This is a genomic window from Nostoc sp. FACHB-152, assembly GCF_014697475.1.
In the GTDB taxonomy this organism is placed as follows: domain Bacteria; phylum Cyanobacteriota; class Cyanobacteriia; order Cyanobacteriales; family Nostocaceae; genus Nostoc_B.
The window spans coordinates 483,251-500,315 of the sequence record NZ_JACJRV010000001.1 but is presented as its reverse complement, the minus strand read 5'-3'; the positions used below and the strand labels follow the sequence as shown (position 1 = coordinate 500,315).

General features: G+C 40.8%; 14 protein-coding genes. 8 read left to right on the top strand and 6 right to left on the bottom strand.

The annotated features are described in order from the left end of the window. Positions 1 to 297: 297 nt before the first annotated feature. From H6G76_RS01980 to H6G76_RS01965, 4 genes are all read left to right on the top strand, one after another. On the top strand, positions 298 to 1,995 hold the full coding sequence (locus tag H6G76_RS01980; protein WP_190694715.1) for an iron uptake porin: 1,698 nt from the start codon (positions 298 to 300) through the stop codon (positions 1,993 to 1,995). Positions 1,996 to 2,162: 167 nt separating this feature from the next. After that, entirely contained in the window at positions 2,163 to 3,308 is a 1,146-nt protein-coding gene (gene ssuD, locus H6G76_RS01975) for an FMNH2-dependent alkanesulfonate monooxygenase (RefSeq protein ID WP_190694714.1), read from the top strand. Then, on the top strand, positions 3,305 to 4,129 hold the full coding sequence (gene ssuC, locus H6G76_RS01970) for an aliphatic sulfonate ABC transporter permease SsuC (RefSeq protein WP_190694712.1): 825 nt from the start codon (positions 3,305 to 3,307) through the stop codon (positions 4,127 to 4,129). The genes ssuD and ssuC overlap by 4 nt, the downstream gene beginning before the upstream one ends. 48 nt (positions 4,130 to 4,177) lie before the next feature. Beyond that, on the top strand, positions 4,178 to 4,951 hold the full coding sequence (locus H6G76_RS01965; protein WP_190694711.1) for an ATP-binding cassette domain-containing protein: 774 nt from the start codon (positions 4,178 to 4,180) through the stop codon (positions 4,949 to 4,951). Positions 4,952 to 5,229: 278 nt separating this feature from the next. Here H6G76_RS01965 and nifH read toward each other — a convergent pair whose 3' ends face one another. Continuing rightward, positions 5,230 to 6,123, bottom strand: coding sequence for a nitrogenase iron protein (gene nifH / locus H6G76_RS01960; RefSeq protein WP_190694709.1), 894 nt, complete (start codon positions 6,121 to 6,123; stop codon positions 5,230 to 5,232). A gap of 1,753 nt (positions 6,124 to 7,876) precedes the next feature. On the opposite strand from nifH, the gene H6G76_RS01955 reads away from it, so the two are divergent. Continuing rightward, the gene (locus H6G76_RS01955) at positions 7,877 to 8,353 is read left to right on the top strand and encodes a PD-(D/E)XK nuclease superfamily protein (protein WP_190694707.1); all 477 of its coding nucleotides are present in this window, start codon (positions 7,877 to 7,879) and stop codon (positions 8,351 to 8,353) included. On the opposite strand, the gene H6G76_RS01950 is transcribed toward H6G76_RS01955, so the two are convergent. Then, positions 8,350 to 9,183: a DNA adenine methylase gene (locus H6G76_RS01950; RefSeq protein ID WP_190694705.1), complete on the bottom strand. Its 834-nt coding sequence runs from the start codon at positions 9,181 to 9,183 to the stop codon at positions 8,350 to 8,352. The two genes, H6G76_RS01955 and H6G76_RS01950, sit on opposite strands and share 4 nt — an antisense overlap. A 162-nt stretch (positions 9,184 to 9,345) precedes the next feature. Here H6G76_RS01950 and H6G76_RS01945 point away from each other — a divergent pair, with 162 nt between their 5' ends. Both H6G76_RS01945 and rbfA read left to right on the top strand, forming a co-directional pair. Then, positions 9,346 to 9,552: a DUF751 family protein gene (locus H6G76_RS01945; RefSeq protein ID WP_190694703.1), complete on the top strand. Its 207-nt coding sequence runs from the start codon at positions 9,346 to 9,348 to the stop codon at positions 9,550 to 9,552. A 112-nt stretch (positions 9,553 to 9,664) separates the two neighbouring features. Next, positions 9,665 to 10,069 carry a 30S ribosome-binding factor RbfA gene (rbfA, locus tag H6G76_RS01940; RefSeq protein WP_190694701.1) on the top strand — a complete coding sequence of 135 codons (405 nt, stop codon included), beginning with the start codon at positions 9,665 to 9,667 and terminating at the stop codon, positions 10,067 to 10,069. 230 nt (positions 10,070 to 10,299) lie between these two features. Here the strand turns inward: rbfA and H6G76_RS01935 are convergent, their stop codons facing one another. Then, positions 10,300 to 12,201, bottom strand: a complete 1,902-nt coding sequence (locus H6G76_RS01935) for a serine/threonine protein kinase (RefSeq protein WP_190694699.1) — start codon at positions 12,199 to 12,201, stop codon at positions 10,300 to 10,302. A gap of 168 nt (positions 12,202 to 12,369) precedes the next feature. Here H6G76_RS01935 and H6G76_RS01930 point away from each other — a divergent pair, with 168 nt between their 5' ends. Beyond that, a complete protein-coding gene (locus H6G76_RS01930; RefSeq protein WP_190694697.1) occupies positions 12,370 to 12,855 on the top strand; it encodes a hypothetical protein in 486 nt (161 codons plus the stop codon). Positions 12,856 to 12,914: 59 nt separating this feature from the next. On the opposite strand, the gene H6G76_RS01925 is transcribed toward H6G76_RS01930, so the two are convergent. The 3 genes from H6G76_RS01925 to H6G76_RS01915 form a co-directional block, all read right to left on the bottom strand. Next, entirely contained in the window at positions 12,915 to 14,711 is a 1,797-nt protein-coding gene (locus tag H6G76_RS01925) for an ABC transporter ATP-binding protein (RefSeq protein ID WP_190694695.1), read from the bottom strand. Beyond that, positions 14,708 to 16,486: an ABC transporter ATP-binding protein gene (locus tag H6G76_RS01920; RefSeq protein ID WP_190694693.1), complete on the bottom strand. Its 1,779-nt coding sequence runs from the start codon at positions 16,484 to 16,486 to the stop codon at positions 14,708 to 14,710. The genes H6G76_RS01925 and H6G76_RS01920 overlap by 4 nt, the downstream gene beginning before the upstream one ends. A gap of 149 nt (positions 16,487 to 16,635) precedes the next feature. Further along, entirely contained in the window at positions 16,636 to 17,046 is a 411-nt protein-coding gene (locus tag H6G76_RS01915; protein ID WP_190694691.1) for a hypothetical protein, read from the bottom strand. Between the last annotated feature and the right edge of the window lie 19 nt (positions 17,047 to 17,065).

The window sequence follows — 17,065 nt, the reverse complement described above, 5'->3', positions numbered from 1 at the left end:
ATTTTTTCAAAAAATTACTTGACAAACACGTCATAAATCTAGAAAAAATTAGCATTGAATTAGCTCTAGTTTAGGCAGATACACTAGCGTAACTATGAACTTTATTCTGAGCCTGAGAATAATTAAGAACTAAAAAATTCTCATCAGCATAAAAATCCCATCTCACGGAAAGATATGTTCAGCAAATAGCTTGTTATTTATTGTTAAGTAAAAATAAATAACGATGTTTGCTGTGTCATCAGATTTTATTAGCTTTAGACAAAATATAAATCCAGTCAACAAGGTGAGAAACAACCCATGTATCGCGTTTTGTGGAAATATTTCTTAGTTATTCCTACCATTTTTAATGGATTTTTATTTTTTGCTTCATTAGCGTATGCAGATATTGCACCAAAAACAACCCCGGCAAGGCAAGAGAGTGTAGCAGAAAGTAATCTTGTGCAGAGCAATCAAGCTGAATTACCTGCGTCTGTGATTAATCTAGATACACAAGCTCAAGAATCTGCCGAAATCACAGGACAAGTCACATCAGTGTCGCAACTATCTGATGTTAGACCTACAGATTGGGCATTTCAGGCTTTGCAATCTCTTGTGGAGCGTTATGGAGCGATCGCCGGATATCCAGATGCTACATTCAAAGGGAACCGCGCCTTAACTCGCTATGAATTTGCAGCTGGGTTAAATGCAGCACTTGATAGGTTGAGCGAATTAATTGCTTCTAATACTGCTGATTTGGTGAAAAAAGAAGATTTAGCGACTCTCCAAAAGCTGCAAGCCGAATTTGCACCAGAACTGCAAGAGTTACGCGGAAAGATAGAAAACTTAGAAGTACGTACTGCTGAGGTAGAAGCTAATCAGTTCTCCACCACTACCAAATTACTTGGTGATGCGATATTTGTGGTAGGAGATACCTTTGGCGATCGCGCCAACAACACAGCAGCTAGTGATACTAAAGATGATACTCAAACTTTTTTCGCTTATCGCTCTCGACTGACATTTCAAACTAGTTTTACTGGTAAAGATCAGTTGTCAACGATTCTGTCGTACAACACAATTCCTAACTTGACCACCAGTACCGGGACGGCAATGACCCGTTTTACATTTGATAGCGACGGTAACACCGGAGTCTATCTTAGCCAGTTGGTTTACCGTTTTCCTCTAGGTAAAAACGCCACTGTGTGGGTAGGGCCTAGAGCATTGCAACCAGCACTTTATGCTCCCACACTTAATGCTTCAATTGGTGGTTTAAATGGCGCTCTTTCTCGTTTTGCCACATTTAACCCTACCGTTTATCGTCCTGGTTTTGATGGTGCTGGTGCAGCTTTAGGATATAAGTTTAGTAATCAATTGCAATTAAGCTTAGGTTACACAGCCAATAATAATCAAGCCAATCTACCAGACGAAGATAACGGATTTTTTAATGCCAACAGCATTGCATTTGCTCAAGTTACCTTATCGCCTAGTCGTCAGTTAGATGTTGGTCTAACTTATGCACGCAAATATTTCGGGGGTGGAACTAATTTTAATCTCACTGGTGGTACAGGTAGTACTTTTGCTAGAAATCCTTTTCAACAGAACGCCACCACAACCGATAATTTTGGGCTGCAATTTAACTGGAGAGCAAGTCAGCGTTTTGTTTTAGGTGGTTGGTTTGGTTACACATTAGCTCATCAAGAAGGTGGCCCTGATAACGATGCAACGATAGTTAATGGCGCACTCACCTTGGCTTTTCCAGACTTGTTTAAAGAGGGTAATGTCGGTGGGTTTATTGTTGGTGTACCGCCGAAAGTAACCAGCAACGATTATCGACCTACACCAGCCGCAGCACGTCGAGAAGATCCTGATACAGCGTTACATTTAGAGGCTTTTTATACGTTCCGGGTCAATGACAACATTAGAGTCACCCCAACTTGTTATTTCATTACAAATCCAGAACATAATGATGCGAATGATCCGATTTGGGTAGGTGCGATTCGCACGAGCTTCAGTTTCTAGAGGACAAAAAATCCACAAACAAACCCTATCTTTTCTAACCCCCAGCCTCTAGCCTCTAACCTCTCTAAAATTAGGACTTGATTTTTCCTTAATTTGCGCTACAATCATCACTATTAAATACGGTAACTCTACCGAATAACCGTAGTTATTAAGCCAGCTTAACAATAATGCAAATTCTTTGGTTTATTCCCACGGCGCGTGACGGACACTATTTAGGAACACAACTTGGAGGGCGGGATGCGACTCCAGAGTATTTACAGCAAATTGCCCAAGCTGTAGATAACTTGGGATATACAGGTGCTTTATTACCCACAGGGCCTTTTTGTGAAGATGCTTGGATAACTGCCGCCTCATTGATACCTGTCACCAAGCGGATGAAGTTCTTAGTGGCAATTCGTCCCGGAATTAGTTCCCCCAGCGTTGCGGCACGGATGGCTGCAACATTTGATCGAATGTCGAATGGGCGATTGCTAATCAATGTCGTCACAGGTGGAGAACCAAAGCAATTAGCAGGAGATGGTTTGCATCTAAGTCATGACGATCGCTACGACTTAACTGATGAATTCCTCACAGTTTGGCGGGGAATTATGAGTGGAGAGACAGTTGATTTCAAAGGCAAATATCTCGATATTCAAGGCGGTAAGCTGTTATTCCCACCCATTCAAAAACCTTATCCACCACTGTGGTTTGGTGGTTCATCAGCTGCGGCGAAGCGAGTTGCGGCTAAACACATTGATGCTTACTTAACTTGGGGGGAACCTCCCGAACAAGTAGCCCAAAAAATTGCCGAAGTCCGCCAACTAGCAGCCGAACAAGGTAGGACAGTGCGTTTTGGCATTCGTTTGCACGTGATTGTTCGAGAAACCCAGTCTGCTGCTTGGGATGCAGCCAACGAGTTAATTAAATATGTAGATGAAGATGCGATCGCCCAAGCACAAAAAGCCTTCGCTAGTTCCGATTCCGAAGGGCAGCGACGTATGTCTGGGCTACACAATGGCAGTCGAGAAACCTTAGAAATTAGCCCCAACCTCTGGGCAGGAATTGGATTAGTACGTGGTGGTGCTGGTACTGCTTTAGTCGGCGACCCTGAAACAGTTGCCGCCAGGATGTTGGAATATCAACAACTAGGAATAGAAAGCTTTATCTTCTCTGGCTATCCCCATCTAGAAGAAGCCTATCGTACCGCCGAATTATTATTCCCTCACTTACCTTTGCAGAGTGAACTAACACCACCAACACAACCAATCTTGAGTGCTTTTGGTGACACTCTCGTCAGTGAAAAATTTGCTAAACAACTAACGAGTGCCTCATGACTATTACCTTAAAAACCATTAAAAATCGCAGCATCTCGCTGAATGAATTCTTCCAAAATCAGCAAATCCAAAAAATAGTACCTTGGATTGTACCGATTTTGGTAGTAGTGCTTTGGGAATTATCATCAAGAATTGGGCTACTCTCAACTAGGATTTTGCCTGCACCTAGTGGTGTAGTTATTACAGCATTTAAATTAGCCTCAACCGGAGAATTATTTCAACATATAGGTATTAGTGCTGGCCGCGCCATCTCTGGTTTTTTAGTTGGTGGCAGTATTGGGTTTAGTTTAGGTTTACTTAATGGGATTTTTCCAGTTGCCGAAAAACTGTTAGATAGTTCACTGCAAATGCTACGAACAATTCCCAATTTGGCGTTAATTCCCCTAGTAATTTTATGGTTTGGAATTGGTGATCAAGCAAGATTGTTTCTAGTCTCTATGGGGGTATTTTTTCCTCTTTACTTAAATACATTTCATGGAATTCGTAGCGTTGACCCTGGACTAATTGAGATGGGCAGAGTCTATGGATTAAAACCAGCACAACTGTTGTGGCAAATTATTTTACCAGGGGCATTATCTTCGATTCTTGTAGGTGTCCGCTTTTCCTTAGGAATTATGTGGTTGACACTGATTGTCGCAGAAACAATTGCCGCAGATTCCGGGTTAGGTTACATGGCAATGAATGCCCGCGAATTTATGCAAACTGATGTCGTAGTTTTGAGCATTTTTATTTACGCCTTACTGGGTAAATTAGCAGATGCTACTGCCAGATATTTAGAAAGAACATGGTTGGCTTGGCATCCTAATTATCAAAATGCTTAATTTGCTAGATAAATCTCACTAAAAATGACCACGTAGTAAGGGGGTTTTATGAGTTCTCATCCACAAGGAACACAACTAAATATTTTGGATTTAACGAAAGCTTTTGGTAGAAAAACTGTTTTAAATTCAGTCAATTTAGAAGTATCGCCAGGAGAATTTGTGGCCATTGTCGGGCGTAGTGGTTGCGGTAAGAGTACTCTATTACGCCTTGTATCCGGTTTAGAAAAACCAAGTGCAGGCGGAATACTTTTAGATGGTGAACCATTGCGTAAACTGAGTAGTTCGGTCAGAGTTATGTTTCAAGATCCGCGCTTGCTGGAATGGAAGCGCGTTATCCAAAACGTAGGCTTGGGACTACAAAATAATTGGCGCGAGAGGGCGCAGTGGGCATTAGAACAAGTTGGGCTGCAAGATAGAGGCGAAGAATGGCCATCTGTCCTCTCTGGCGGACAAAGACAAAGAGTGTCGTTAGCCAGAGCATTAGTGAGTCAACCCCGCTTATTGTTATTAGACGAGCCTTTAGGAGCTTTAGATGCTCTGACTCGGATTGATATGCAAAGATTGATTGAAAAACTGTGGCAAGAACAGCAGTTTACAGCTTTTTTAGTAACTCATGATGTCGAAGAAGCTGTCGCATTAGCAGACCGTGTGATTGTAATTGAAGACGGCAGAATTGCTCTAGATTTGCCTGTCAAACTTTCCCGTCCTAGAGATAGAAGTAGCGAAGCATTTGTTAGCATCAGAGAAACGATTCTAGACCAGGTAATGAATCGTGAAGGTAGTTATGCACACAAGCAGTTATTGCAATTGGGTAGTTATTAAATTGCAAACAAGCTTATTTAATTAATAGAGGTATTGCCAAAAAGTTTTGTTTTATAGCAGTGGACAGGTGACAGAGTTAAAAGTCTTTTGCTGTCTAGATTGTATCCTTGTACTAGTCTCCTAACAAAAGTGACTATTGCTATAAATCAAAGCTGAATTTAGGCTATCTGAAATTCAAAATGTATTTTCTGAGTTGTGAAAGGAGAAAATACCAGAACCTCGGTTTTATTCAAACCGAGGTTCTGGCTGTTCAGAAATTATTTATGACTACATCAAAATTACTTGGTGCTGCTTTCAGCAGGTGTAGCAATCATTTTTGCAGCATTTTCTTCGCTTTCAAGAATACCGAACTCAATCAACAACTCTTCTAGTTCTTCCATTTCAATTGGGGTAGGAACTTTAAGATTTTGGTTGTTGATGATTTTGTTAGCCAAAATCCGGTATTCGTTACCTTGGTTGCTATCGGGTGCGTACTCGTTAACGGTCATCCGGCGCAACTCAGCGTGTTGAACAATGTTGTCGCGGGGTACGTAGTGAATCATTTGGGTATTCAAACGTTTTGCCAGAGTTTCGATAAGTTCGATTTCTCTGTCCACGTTCCGGCTGTTACAAATCAAACCACCCAAACGCACGCCGCCTGTGTGTGCATATTTCAAAATACCACGAGCGATGTTGTTTGCAGCGTACATCGCCATCATTTCACCTGATGTCACAATGTAGATTTCTTGTGCTTTGTTTTCGCGGATAGGCATTGCGAAACCACCACACACAACGTCGCCTAATACGTCATAAGATACGAAGTCAACGTCTTGGTAAGCACCATTTTCTTCTAAGAAGTTGATGGCGGTGATAATACCACGACCAGCGCAACCTACACCGGGTTCTGGGCCGCCAGACTCAACGCACTTAACACCACGAAAGCCGGTGAGCATTACTTCTTCGAGTTCTAAATCTTCGACTGCACCACGTTCAGCAGCCAAGTGCAGAACTGTAGTTTGAGCTTTACTGTGGAGCATCAAACGGGTGGAGTCAGCTTTGGGGTCGCAACCTACAATTAGGATGCGCTGACCCATTTCTGCCATAGCTGCTAAGGTGTTTTGAGAAGTAGTAGACTTACCAATACCGCCTTTACCGTAGAAAGCGATTTGTCTGATTTTTTTGTCAATACTCATGGTTGGTGTTTTCCTACAATTACTTTATCGATGGGATGGAAGGTTTACCTGAGACTTAAAGGTTGGGAGTGTTTGCACATAGCACGTATTGACAAACAAACCAAACAAAAAGATTGAGTATCTAGAACATATGCAACTTTTGGTAAAAGGCTATTAATTATTAGTTTTGAGTCATTTTGACTGATAAATAACTACTGTCTAATAATCAAGGCTGCAATTACTTTGATTGCAAAGTTATAGAGTAAATAGTGGTAAGAAGTTGCATACATGAGGAGTTATATTTAGGGAATATTGCAAGTGTCATCAGATGCAGATGTCAATAAACTTCTATAGATGAAATTGGTATTTGTAGCCTGGTTGCCATAGGGTGTGTGTAAATTTCATCTTCAAAGAAATTTTTCTCTGCTAATACATATGAAAGTTGAGAAAACAAAGACATAAACTTTGCAGGTTGTTGTAATTAGATTCCCATTGGTTGCTCAAGCCTTAAGAGTGTTGATAGTAGCAATTTAACCCAGGTTTTTGGTAAAACCCAACCAACCAAAATTGCACTCCACTCTGAATGGTTATTACAACTTTCCTGTTTTTGAATGTGTCATAACTTGTCATAACTTTGCATAGCGATCGCCGCAAATGATATCCTAAGATACTGAGCGAGTGCTGTTTTTGTATTTCTGACAACTATTCCTAAAAATTATTCAATCCTCTTGTAATTAATGCAGAGAAAATCATCCTACATTAGAGAAAGATAATTCTGCATTAGCCACCTCTAACACTACGATTTGAGTCATATATTAACGACTCTTGAAAATGTGCTTAAATTCCATAATCTTAGGGAATGTTATCTACTATGCTTGCAGTTTTCATTCCCAAAGTACGTAACTACTAAAACATAATTTGCAAATAAAACAGAGTTAATTTCGCTTGCACTATGTTTGTTATGTACTTGTCCTAATTTCTTTGAATTTGCCAGGTTTTACTAAGAGTCTTTCTTCCCAGGCTCCTAGAATAGTTATTTCTGGCTGATAATACTAGTTTGTATAGACAACTCTTACTAGTTATTACCCAAGCAAGTTCTAGCTGACTTCAAGTGTATACTAAGGTTACTATCCTGTTTATCTGGCTTGATTCTATCGTTACAACGAGTTGTAGCAATATTGAAGTGGATTTACCAGAGCAAAAGGACTTTATTGAGTTTACCCCAATATTTTTCTTGAAGTCTTTTTGCGTTCTTGCTTTTTGATTCCTATTGTCAGCTTAACACGGTTTTACTAATTTATTGATTGGATAGAAAAATATTTTTTAGTGTTTTTATTAGATATTATTTCCATACTCCAATTTTTAAAAATATAAGATTTTTGCTAACTGTTTAATTTTTAGCTTTTGTTAGATTTGAACTTATATTGAAGTATTACAGCAATTCTAAATTATTTGTGAACACCTTCTTTATTATCTTTCTTTGTGTACTTAGCTTACTTTGCGGTTCGTTATTAGCATGATTTGTGATTACATCTAAATATTGTGTAAAATGCTTAGTAAATTTTCTGCCGTAAGTAAAGCTGCTTTTAGTTCAATACCTGAGCCAAAAATGATTATGAAGAGATAGAACACTTTTTGCACTCATCTTTTAGTACATGGGTACCAAAAAATTTTACTTTATCCAGATTTGAAAATTCATATTAAGTAAGTATTTATATTTTGCCGCTTCCATGAAATTCTAGAATAGGTAGAAAGTTTGGCGGAGGGCCTGAGAATGACTATGACTCAAGGCAGACGGGCAAATCAGGCAGGGAAAATTTTAGAAAGTAATATAGAAGCCACATTAAATGGACACAACTATTTTCAAATAGGAAATCACGTCAGCAAAGAACATCTTTTAAATGCCAGTTTATTACCAAAACGCTATGCCAAGCAAGTTTATATTGGTGCAGGAATTTATAATACTCTCTTGAAAGTAGATTTTTATGTTGTTGGTTTACCTATTATTCCAGCCGGATTAATTATCGAATGCAAATGGCAAGAAAGTGGCGGTTCTGTAGATGAAAAGTTTCCTTATTTAAGTATGAATATTCAGGAATATTATCCAGCACCTACCATTGTTGTGATTGGTGGTGAAGGTATGAGAGAAGGGGCTATTCAATGGCTCAGACAACAAGTTACATTAAACCATAACTTATTAGGAGTGTATAGTTTAGATAGATTTATTGCCTGGGCTAACAAAAATTTTTAATAGGAAGTTATTAATAATTCGTTAATTATACCTCTTTTTTGGATATTAGAATTAATAGAACGAGATGCGGCGATCGCATAAATTTTAAAATCAATTTCTTGGTAGATTTTCCTAATAAATTTGCAATCTGAATTACACACTATAACTTTGACACCACGATTTGCGAGTTCTGCACAAACATCTCGTAAACGTATTTGGTCTTCTTCACCAAAGGAATTGCCATTATAGCCAGTAAAATAGCTCGTGTTGCTGATAGGATGATAAGGCGGATCGCAAAACACAAAATCATCACTACCAGTAGCAGAAGTTAATAAATAGCTAAAGTCTGTCTGTTTTATCTGAGAAAATGAAAGTGCTTGAGATGCAGCCTTGAGTAAATCTTCTTGGCAAATATTAGGATTTTTATAACTACCTAAAGGGACATTAAATTTACCTTGAGAGTTTAATCTATATAAGCCGTTATAGCAAGTCTTATTCAAATAAATTAAACGCGCCGCTTGCTCTAAATCATTTTTACTTGAACTAGAACGAACACTGTAATAATAATCCCGACTATGTTTAGCTTTATGCTCTTGTAATAAGCAAATTAAATCCTCAACTTTATCTCTAACACAGCGATATGTAGTAATTAATTCAGGATTAATATCTGTTAAAATTGCTGTTGTTGGCTGCAAATAGAAAAAAACAGCACCACCGCCTAAAAATGGCTCATAATAATTTTTGTAAAAATTAGGAAAATAAGGAATATATTGTTGAATCAACCTACTTTTACCCCCAGCCCATTTTAAAAATGGACGAGGGGAGGTTTCTGGAATCATTTGAATAACCATTTACTGAAAATTTAAATAATTGAAGCTACTAAATAAAACAACATATAACTAATGAAGCATATTCTATATTAAATGAGTAATTTTCATCTGTATAGATTACAATTAGGTAGATAAAGCATATCAAAACAAACGTCAGTTCATAACAAGGCAGTTTAGATTTCCATGTTCGACGGATTTTGGGATAACGTTTTTCGCTACCCCCGCTACCTGATTACCATCCTCGTTGGGCTTTTGGTGAACACATTTGAGCCATTAATGCCCCTGTTAAAACGTCCAGTCACCTTAGTGGCCATTGTCGGCTTATTACTGGGCGGTCTGGCCTTCATTACGCTTACCCTACGCGCCATGCTGGGCTTAAGTACCGTTTAAGCTAGGGTTAGAGATTGGGGCTGTTGCTTTTGATGTTGTTAGCATCAAACATAGTCCTTTCCACATTTCAACTATTATTGTTTTATAGCCTCTGTGAGGAGGAATAAGTTTTATGGCTACAAGTCGCCGCGTTTCCCGTGTTGCTGAATTAATTAGACGGGAAGTTAGCCAAATGTTACTCAACGGAATTAAAGATGACCGTGTGGGTTCAGGTATGGTTAGTGTAACTGATGTAGACGTTTCTGGCGATTTGCAGCACGCCAAAATTTACGTCAGTATTTATGGTACAGAAGAAGCTAAGGCAGAAACAATGGCAGGCTTAAAGTCTGCAACAGGTTATGTTCGGAGCGAACTTGGTGCTAGGGTACGGTTGCGTCGTACACCAGAGGTAATTTTTATCGAAGACCGTTCTATAGAGAGAGGTACTAAGGTATTATCGCTGTTGAACAGACTCCAGGATCAGCGACCCCAAACTTCAGAAGACGAAGAAGATATTAGCGCGGAAGAAGATTGGTAAACAGTACAGCAGGATATAGGTGACAGGTGACAGGTGGTAGAGGTAAAAGTCTTTTGATGTCTACGGCCTTATCATCTACCCAAGCCTAACTACCTTGGCTATTGCTATACATATGCTGATAGGGGCGAATGATATGCGCCCCTGCTTAATATATTTTGCCAACTATCCAACCTCATAAACTACAGCACTCAAAGCATAGTTTAGGACATCAACAAAAACTTTTAACCGTTTCATCTGTCCCCTGTCTCCTGTTCCCTATCCCCTTTTATAGGACTAGCGGTAGGTGATGGTTTTTCTGTTTTGGGAGTTTTTTGATGATCTTGTTTGTCTGTTGGGGGAAAAGCCTGTTTGCCGATATTTTCCGCAGCTTGTTTAAACAAAGGCTCAAATTTATTGCGCCAGTATTGGGTATTAGGCAACTTTTCCGGATGATTTTTATAATCTAAAACCTTGTCCCACTTACCATCATCTATTGCTTTGTTGATGTCATTAAATAGTGCATCAGCCTTAGCCCAATCTTGCTGCCATTGGTTAATCATCTTACCTGTTTCTTGAATACTAGCAGAAGCATTGGCAGGAAGAGAGCGTAATAATGCGATCGCACCAACTAAATCTCCTGACTCATACTTTTTCCTAGCTTGTTCTACCACCTTGGCACTGTTCTCATTCGGTTGTGCTGGTTCAGATTTTGCTGTATCTGATGGTTCTGGCGCAGGTGTAATAACATTGGTAGCTTTTGGTTTTGGTTTGGGAAGCGGCCGCGAGGCAATCAGCCTATCATCATCAACTGTCTTAATTGCAATACCTTTATCCCGCAGACAAGCCTTCCATTGGTCATTGTTAGCGATGACATCTGCATATGCCCAAGCTAAACGGCCAGAATTGAGTTTAACTTGTATCCAATTCCGTTTTGTCCGCAGGCCAGTTACCTCAAATTGCGTATCTTCGCCTATAGTTTTGAGAACATTATCAGAATTAATTGAACTAGGTTCAGAACGAATATTAGAATTCCCTGTCACCACAGCCAAACATTTATTACCTACGCTTTGACTTTGACCTGTAAAATTAGCCGCGAGATTCCTGACATTAGGATATAAATTAGCCACTAAAGCCGCAGCACTACCAGCTAAAAGGAAACCAATTAACAATGGCAAAGGATCGGGTTTACTAGAAGTTCTGCGGATAGGTTTGCTATTACCAGGATTTGCCGGCGCAACCGCCAGAGTTGGCTGGAAAGACGAGGCAGATTTAGCCGATGCGTAACTGTGATTTTTTACTGTTTCTGGTATTGCAGCCGGAGTCAACACTGCATTACTCACACTCATACAAGCTTGCAACGCTTCGGCGGCAGTTTGATAGCGGTCTTTGAAGTGATAATGCACCATCTTCGTTAAAACGCCAGCCAAGCGATAGCTAACCGAGACTAAATGCTGCCAACGAATTTCGCCCGTGTCTGGGTCTTCTTGTAATTCTGAAGCTGGTACTCCCGTCAACGCTTGAATGGCAATAATACCTAAAGCATAAATATCACTATTGGGGCGTGGTCTACCTTGACTCTGTTCTGTCGGCATATAGCCAGGAGTCCCAATAACTACGGTAGCTGTCGGTTGTCCGCCTACTGTCACCATTGAGGAACTTAACTGTTTGACCGCCCCAAAGTCCACTAAAACTAATCTATGATCTACTGCACGACGGATAATATTATCTGGCTTGATATCGCGGTGAATTACCCCTTGTTGATGCACAAACTCTAAAATCCCCAAAACTTCCTGCAACATTTGCAGAACCTGGCTTTCATTCCAAGACTGACCAGGAATTAGTTCATCAGTCAGGGGATGTCCTTCAATATATTCCTGTACCAAAAAGAATTCTTGATTTTCGTCAAAATAAGCCAGCAGTCGGGGAATCTGGTCATGATGTCCCAAACGTTCCAATGTTTCGGCTTCGTTGTGGAACAGACGTTTGGCGGTGTCAAAAACTTTGGGGTCAGAACTTGTAGGTTTAAGATGCTTAACCACACAGATAGGATTTCCTGGCCGTCTAGTATCTTGGGCTATGTAGGTTTGACCAAAACCTCCCTTAGCCAGCACTTGAATTACTTGGTAACGATTATCCAGTAGCTTACCTATCATATTCCCTCCCCAGAGTTATTACCTAATTTTCCAGCTGGTAATAAATATCTCCAAATTTTTTTCCATGAAATCCGCTATCTTGAAAAAAGATTTGAAATAAATACGTAACGTACCTTTTTTATAAACCCTGTTTATTAACTTTTGTTTCAGTATCGCTGTTGACGACCGATGCCACCTAAAATAACAAATCCAGTTGCATGGCAACAGGCAGAACTCCTCATGCAACCAGCTTTCATCAGAGTTATCGATAACATTCGTAAACAACTCGACGCATCTGCTTGGACGGGAACCTACCAAGATGTACTGATTTGGCCACCCAGTACCACTGACGAAACCAAGGCTTTAGTAACAAGACTGTTGCAAGACATGGAAAGTGCCACACCAGAACAAGCAGACGAAATTCGTGATACTCTTGCCCGTTTGCCAATGCCCCATCCAGGATATCATTTGCAATTGCAACGTCAAGAGCAAAAAGTCAGTATTGACTTGTGGGAACTGTGTTATCAAGTATGTTTTGCAAATTACACCCCGGAAAATGATGCTGTTGAGATTGATACTAGTTTAATTGATGAATTAGGTGAAGTTGATTGGCAGCGTCTAGAAATTAAGACTAAAGATTTAGTAGCGCAGGTGTTTGCCAATTTACCAAATTAATCTTGAGTTACTACTTGGGATGGGAGTAGGGAGTAGTGGGTGGGGAGTAGGAATACTTGTTAACGCACTGCGGCGGCGGTTTCTGCTGCACCTAATTGCAGGGCATAAAGGTTAGCATACACACCTTGCCGATCAATCAGTTCTCGATGAGTACCCTGTTCTATAATTTGCCCTTGTTGAATTACTAACACTTGGGAAGCTTGGGTAACGGTACTGAGGCGGTGGGCAATCACAAAGCTGGTACGACCTTGCAACAAACGAGCGATCGCAGTTTGTACTAGTGCTTCTGTGCGAGTATCTATACTACTAGTCGCTTCATCCAAAATCAAAATGCGTGGATTAATCAATATCGCACGAGCAATACTAATCAGTTGTCGCTGTCCTTGGCTAAGAGGCGCACCCCGTTCACCTAATTGAGTTGTGTAACCCTGGGGCAGTGAGGTAATAAACTCATGCACATTCGCCATTTGGGCTGCGGCTTCAATCTCGGCTTGGGTAGCTTGGGGACAACCAAAAGCAATATTTTCTGCCACAGTCCCGCTAAACAAAATATTGTCTTGCAACACGATGCCAATCTGACGACGCAAACTTGCTTGCGTCACACTCCGGACATCAATATCATCAATTTTCACTGCACCGCTAGTCACATCATAAAAACGCAATATCAAGTTAATGATTGTAGTTTTGCCGGAGCCTGTCGGCCCTACTAAGGCAATCATCTGTCCAGGAGCGGCGTGTAAATTCACTCCCTTGAGAACCAATTGCTCAGGGTTATAGCCAAACTTGACGTTATCAAATCTCACTTCGCCCTGGATAGGTGGCATTTCTACCGCATCAGGTGCGTCGTTTAGTTGCGATGGTTCATCCAATAGCAGGAAAATTCGCTCTAACCCAGCAAAGGCAGATTGAGCTTGGGTGTAGAACTGACTGAGAATTTGTATCGGGCGGAAAAATTGCTGCACATAAAGCAAGAAAGATGTAATTACACCTACTGTTGCTGCGCCAGTGACGGCAAGATAGCCTCCATAAGCTAAAACACCTGCGGTTGCGAGGGTGTTAAGAAAATCAATTGAGGGTAAAAATGCCGATGTAATTGCTACCGCTTGGACATTAGCATCACGATTGGCGGCGTTAAGAGTGTCGAATTCTTCGATGTTGAGATTTACACGATTAAATGCTTGGGCTTCACGCACACTGCCAATATCTTCTTCTAGCTTGGTGGAAAGTTCGCCGATTGTTTGTCGCGTCACCCGGAATCTGGCTCTTGCCCAACGAGCAAACAAGCTTGTCGTCAAAATCATTAACGGTACAACTAGGTTACTCAATAAGCCAAGTTGCAGGTTAATGCAGAGCATAGCAATCACAATGCCAACTAAACTGAAAATGTTACCTAGCATTTGAGCGATTGTCTGTCCAAATGCCTGATTTACAGTATTAACATCATTTAACAGACGGCTCATTAAATCGCCTGCTTCACTGCGGTCAAAAAAGCTGAGTGGTAGACTCTGAATTTTATTGAAAATATCTTGTCGCAGTTGAGCCAGCAATCGCTGCATAATCCAGCCGACTCGAATAATTTGCCCACGAATTGCCCAAATGCCAAGTGTGTAGATTAGCCCTAAGAGCATTAATAACCACAGCAAACCCGACAAATTGCCCTTTGCAATTAGGTGGTCAATTGACCAGCCCAGTAAAAACGGCCCGATCACCTGGGTAGATGCACCAATCAGTACTAATGTCAAGGCTATGGGGATTTCTTTGCTGTAAGGTCGAAAGTATTGTAGAAAGCGTCTTAAGGTGGAGAGTTGCTGAGTTGCTTGCTGGTCGGATGCGACAATCGCGCCTGTACCTCTCATTTGTTCTCCTTCTGCTTGACTTGAGATTCCAAAATCGCACCATAGAGTGGACTGGTTTGCATTAACTCTTCATGAGTGCCTTGGGCGACTAAATTTCCTTTATCAATTAAGAAAATGCGATCGGCATTCTTCACGGTACTAATGCGTTGAGCCACAACAAAGGTTACACAAGCTTTTCGACGCATTAAATCATCTAATTCCGCTTGAATCTGAGCCGCCGTTTTCGCATCTACCGCAGAGGTACTATCATCTAAAATCAAAATGCTGTAATCAGTTAATAAGGTACGGGCGATCGCTATCCGTTGCTTTTGTCCTCCCGATAAACCAATGCCGCGTTCACCTACCATCGTTTCGTAGCCATCGGGCAAGCTGCTAATAAAATCATGAATTTGGGCAGTTTTTGCCACTGCAATTACTTGTTCTAAGCTGGCATTCGGTTTCGCATAGGCAATATTCTCACGGATAGTGCCAGAAAACAAGGTAGTTTCCTGAAACACGATGCCGATATGCGATCGCAGACTTTTAAGTGTAAAATCCCGCACATCCCGCCCATCAATCCTGATTGCGCCTTGGGTGACATCATAAAAGCGGGGGATCAAGTTCATAATTGTACTTTTGCCAGAACCCGTCATTCCCAAAACGGCAATTAATTCTTTCGGCTTGGTTTCAAAAGAAACATTCTTGAGGGCTTCAGTTGTAGCTCCGGGATAGCGAAAAGAAACATTCTCAAAGGTAATTCTACCGCCACAGGTAACAAAATCAATGGCATTGGGGCGATCGCCTATTTCTACCGCCGCATCTACAACTTCATAAACGCGTGTCACCGAGGTAGCCGCACTGGCGATCGCTGGTGCAGCAAATCCAATTAATAAGATTGGTTGTAAAATCAAGGCTAAATAAGAGTTAAAGGCTACCAGTTCCCCAATAGAGAACCTGCCATTAATCACTAGCCCCCCCCCATAGCCAAAAACTGCCAGAGTCACCAAGTTACTCAGCAGAAAGATAAAAGGAAAGGTGTTACGGATGGCGCGAATAGTCTTCATGTTGGCATCGACTAAGCCATCATTGAGGGTTGTGTAACGTGATTTTTCGGCAGACTCCCGCACGAAGGCTTTGACTACTCTGATCCCGATTAAATTCTCTTGCAATACAGCATTGAGGTTGCTTAGTTGTTCTTGTACCTGTCGGAATAATCGGCTATTGCGAGTAATAAATTGCGTCATCAACCATGCTGTTATTGGTACTACCGTCAGGGTAATTAAAGCTAGTCGCCAGTTCATCACTAGCAATACTATGGCAACAGTTGCCAAGGTGACGATCCCACCGATAACCTGAATCAAGCTAGTGCCAATAAAAGTACGGATTTGCTCAATGTCGCTAGTCACACGGGTTAGCAGTTGGGAGGTTTGCGACTGGTCATGATAGCTAAAACTGAGATTTTGAATTTTGCTAAAAATCTTGTTTCGTAAGTCATAAGCAACACCTTGAGAAGCGGCTTCAGCTAAATAGCTTTGACCAAAGTTAAATAAACCGCGAGCGATCGCGGCAACTACCATCCATCCGGCGCTGTAAAGTACTATTTGTAAGTTTTGTTTGCTAATACCTTGATCAATTCCCCAGCGAAATATTTGGGGTGTCAGCGCATTAGCAATTGTTAATAATAAGAGGCTAGACAAGGCTCCTAATGAAATCCATTGGTAATTACGCAAGCTTTCTAGTACACGCTGGATAGCCTGCAAAGAGGAACTTTCTTGGCTTTCTGGTTGTTGCACCAACGGTATTTACCCCTGTATCTTTTAAAAATTATCTCTCACCTTGTGTTTTTTCCAACCATCAAAACATAGTTTATGACATCAACAAATGATAAAACTTAGGCACACAAGGTTTGTAACTCTTCTACCTATTACCTATCACCTGTAACCTCTCACCTATCCTTGCTCAAATCTTCTGTACTAATAACTTTAACTTTTACTACTTCAGGTTTTTTACCCAACGAAGCACTACCAAAAAAGCTAGCCAATCCAAATAGCATCCAACCCAAGCAAATATGCTTGCGTTCTTGCCATTGCTGCTCTTGGCTAATTATTATCGGTTTAGTCTTAGCCTCAATAATTTCTAATCCCCAGCATCCTAATGCACCTATGCCAAAAAAGTTTGCACTTAAGATAGAGGAAATCATGATTGTTTTTAACAAACGTTCAGCAAAAGTCTGCTGTTTCATTACACGTTTGACTGCACGCCGATTCTGAATAAAACTTACTAATTTGTCTTTGTCTGTCAGTTCCAGGGGTTCTTGGGGATGCTGATAGTAGACGAATTGTGTATTATTAACCATTTGTTGTCACCCTTATGTA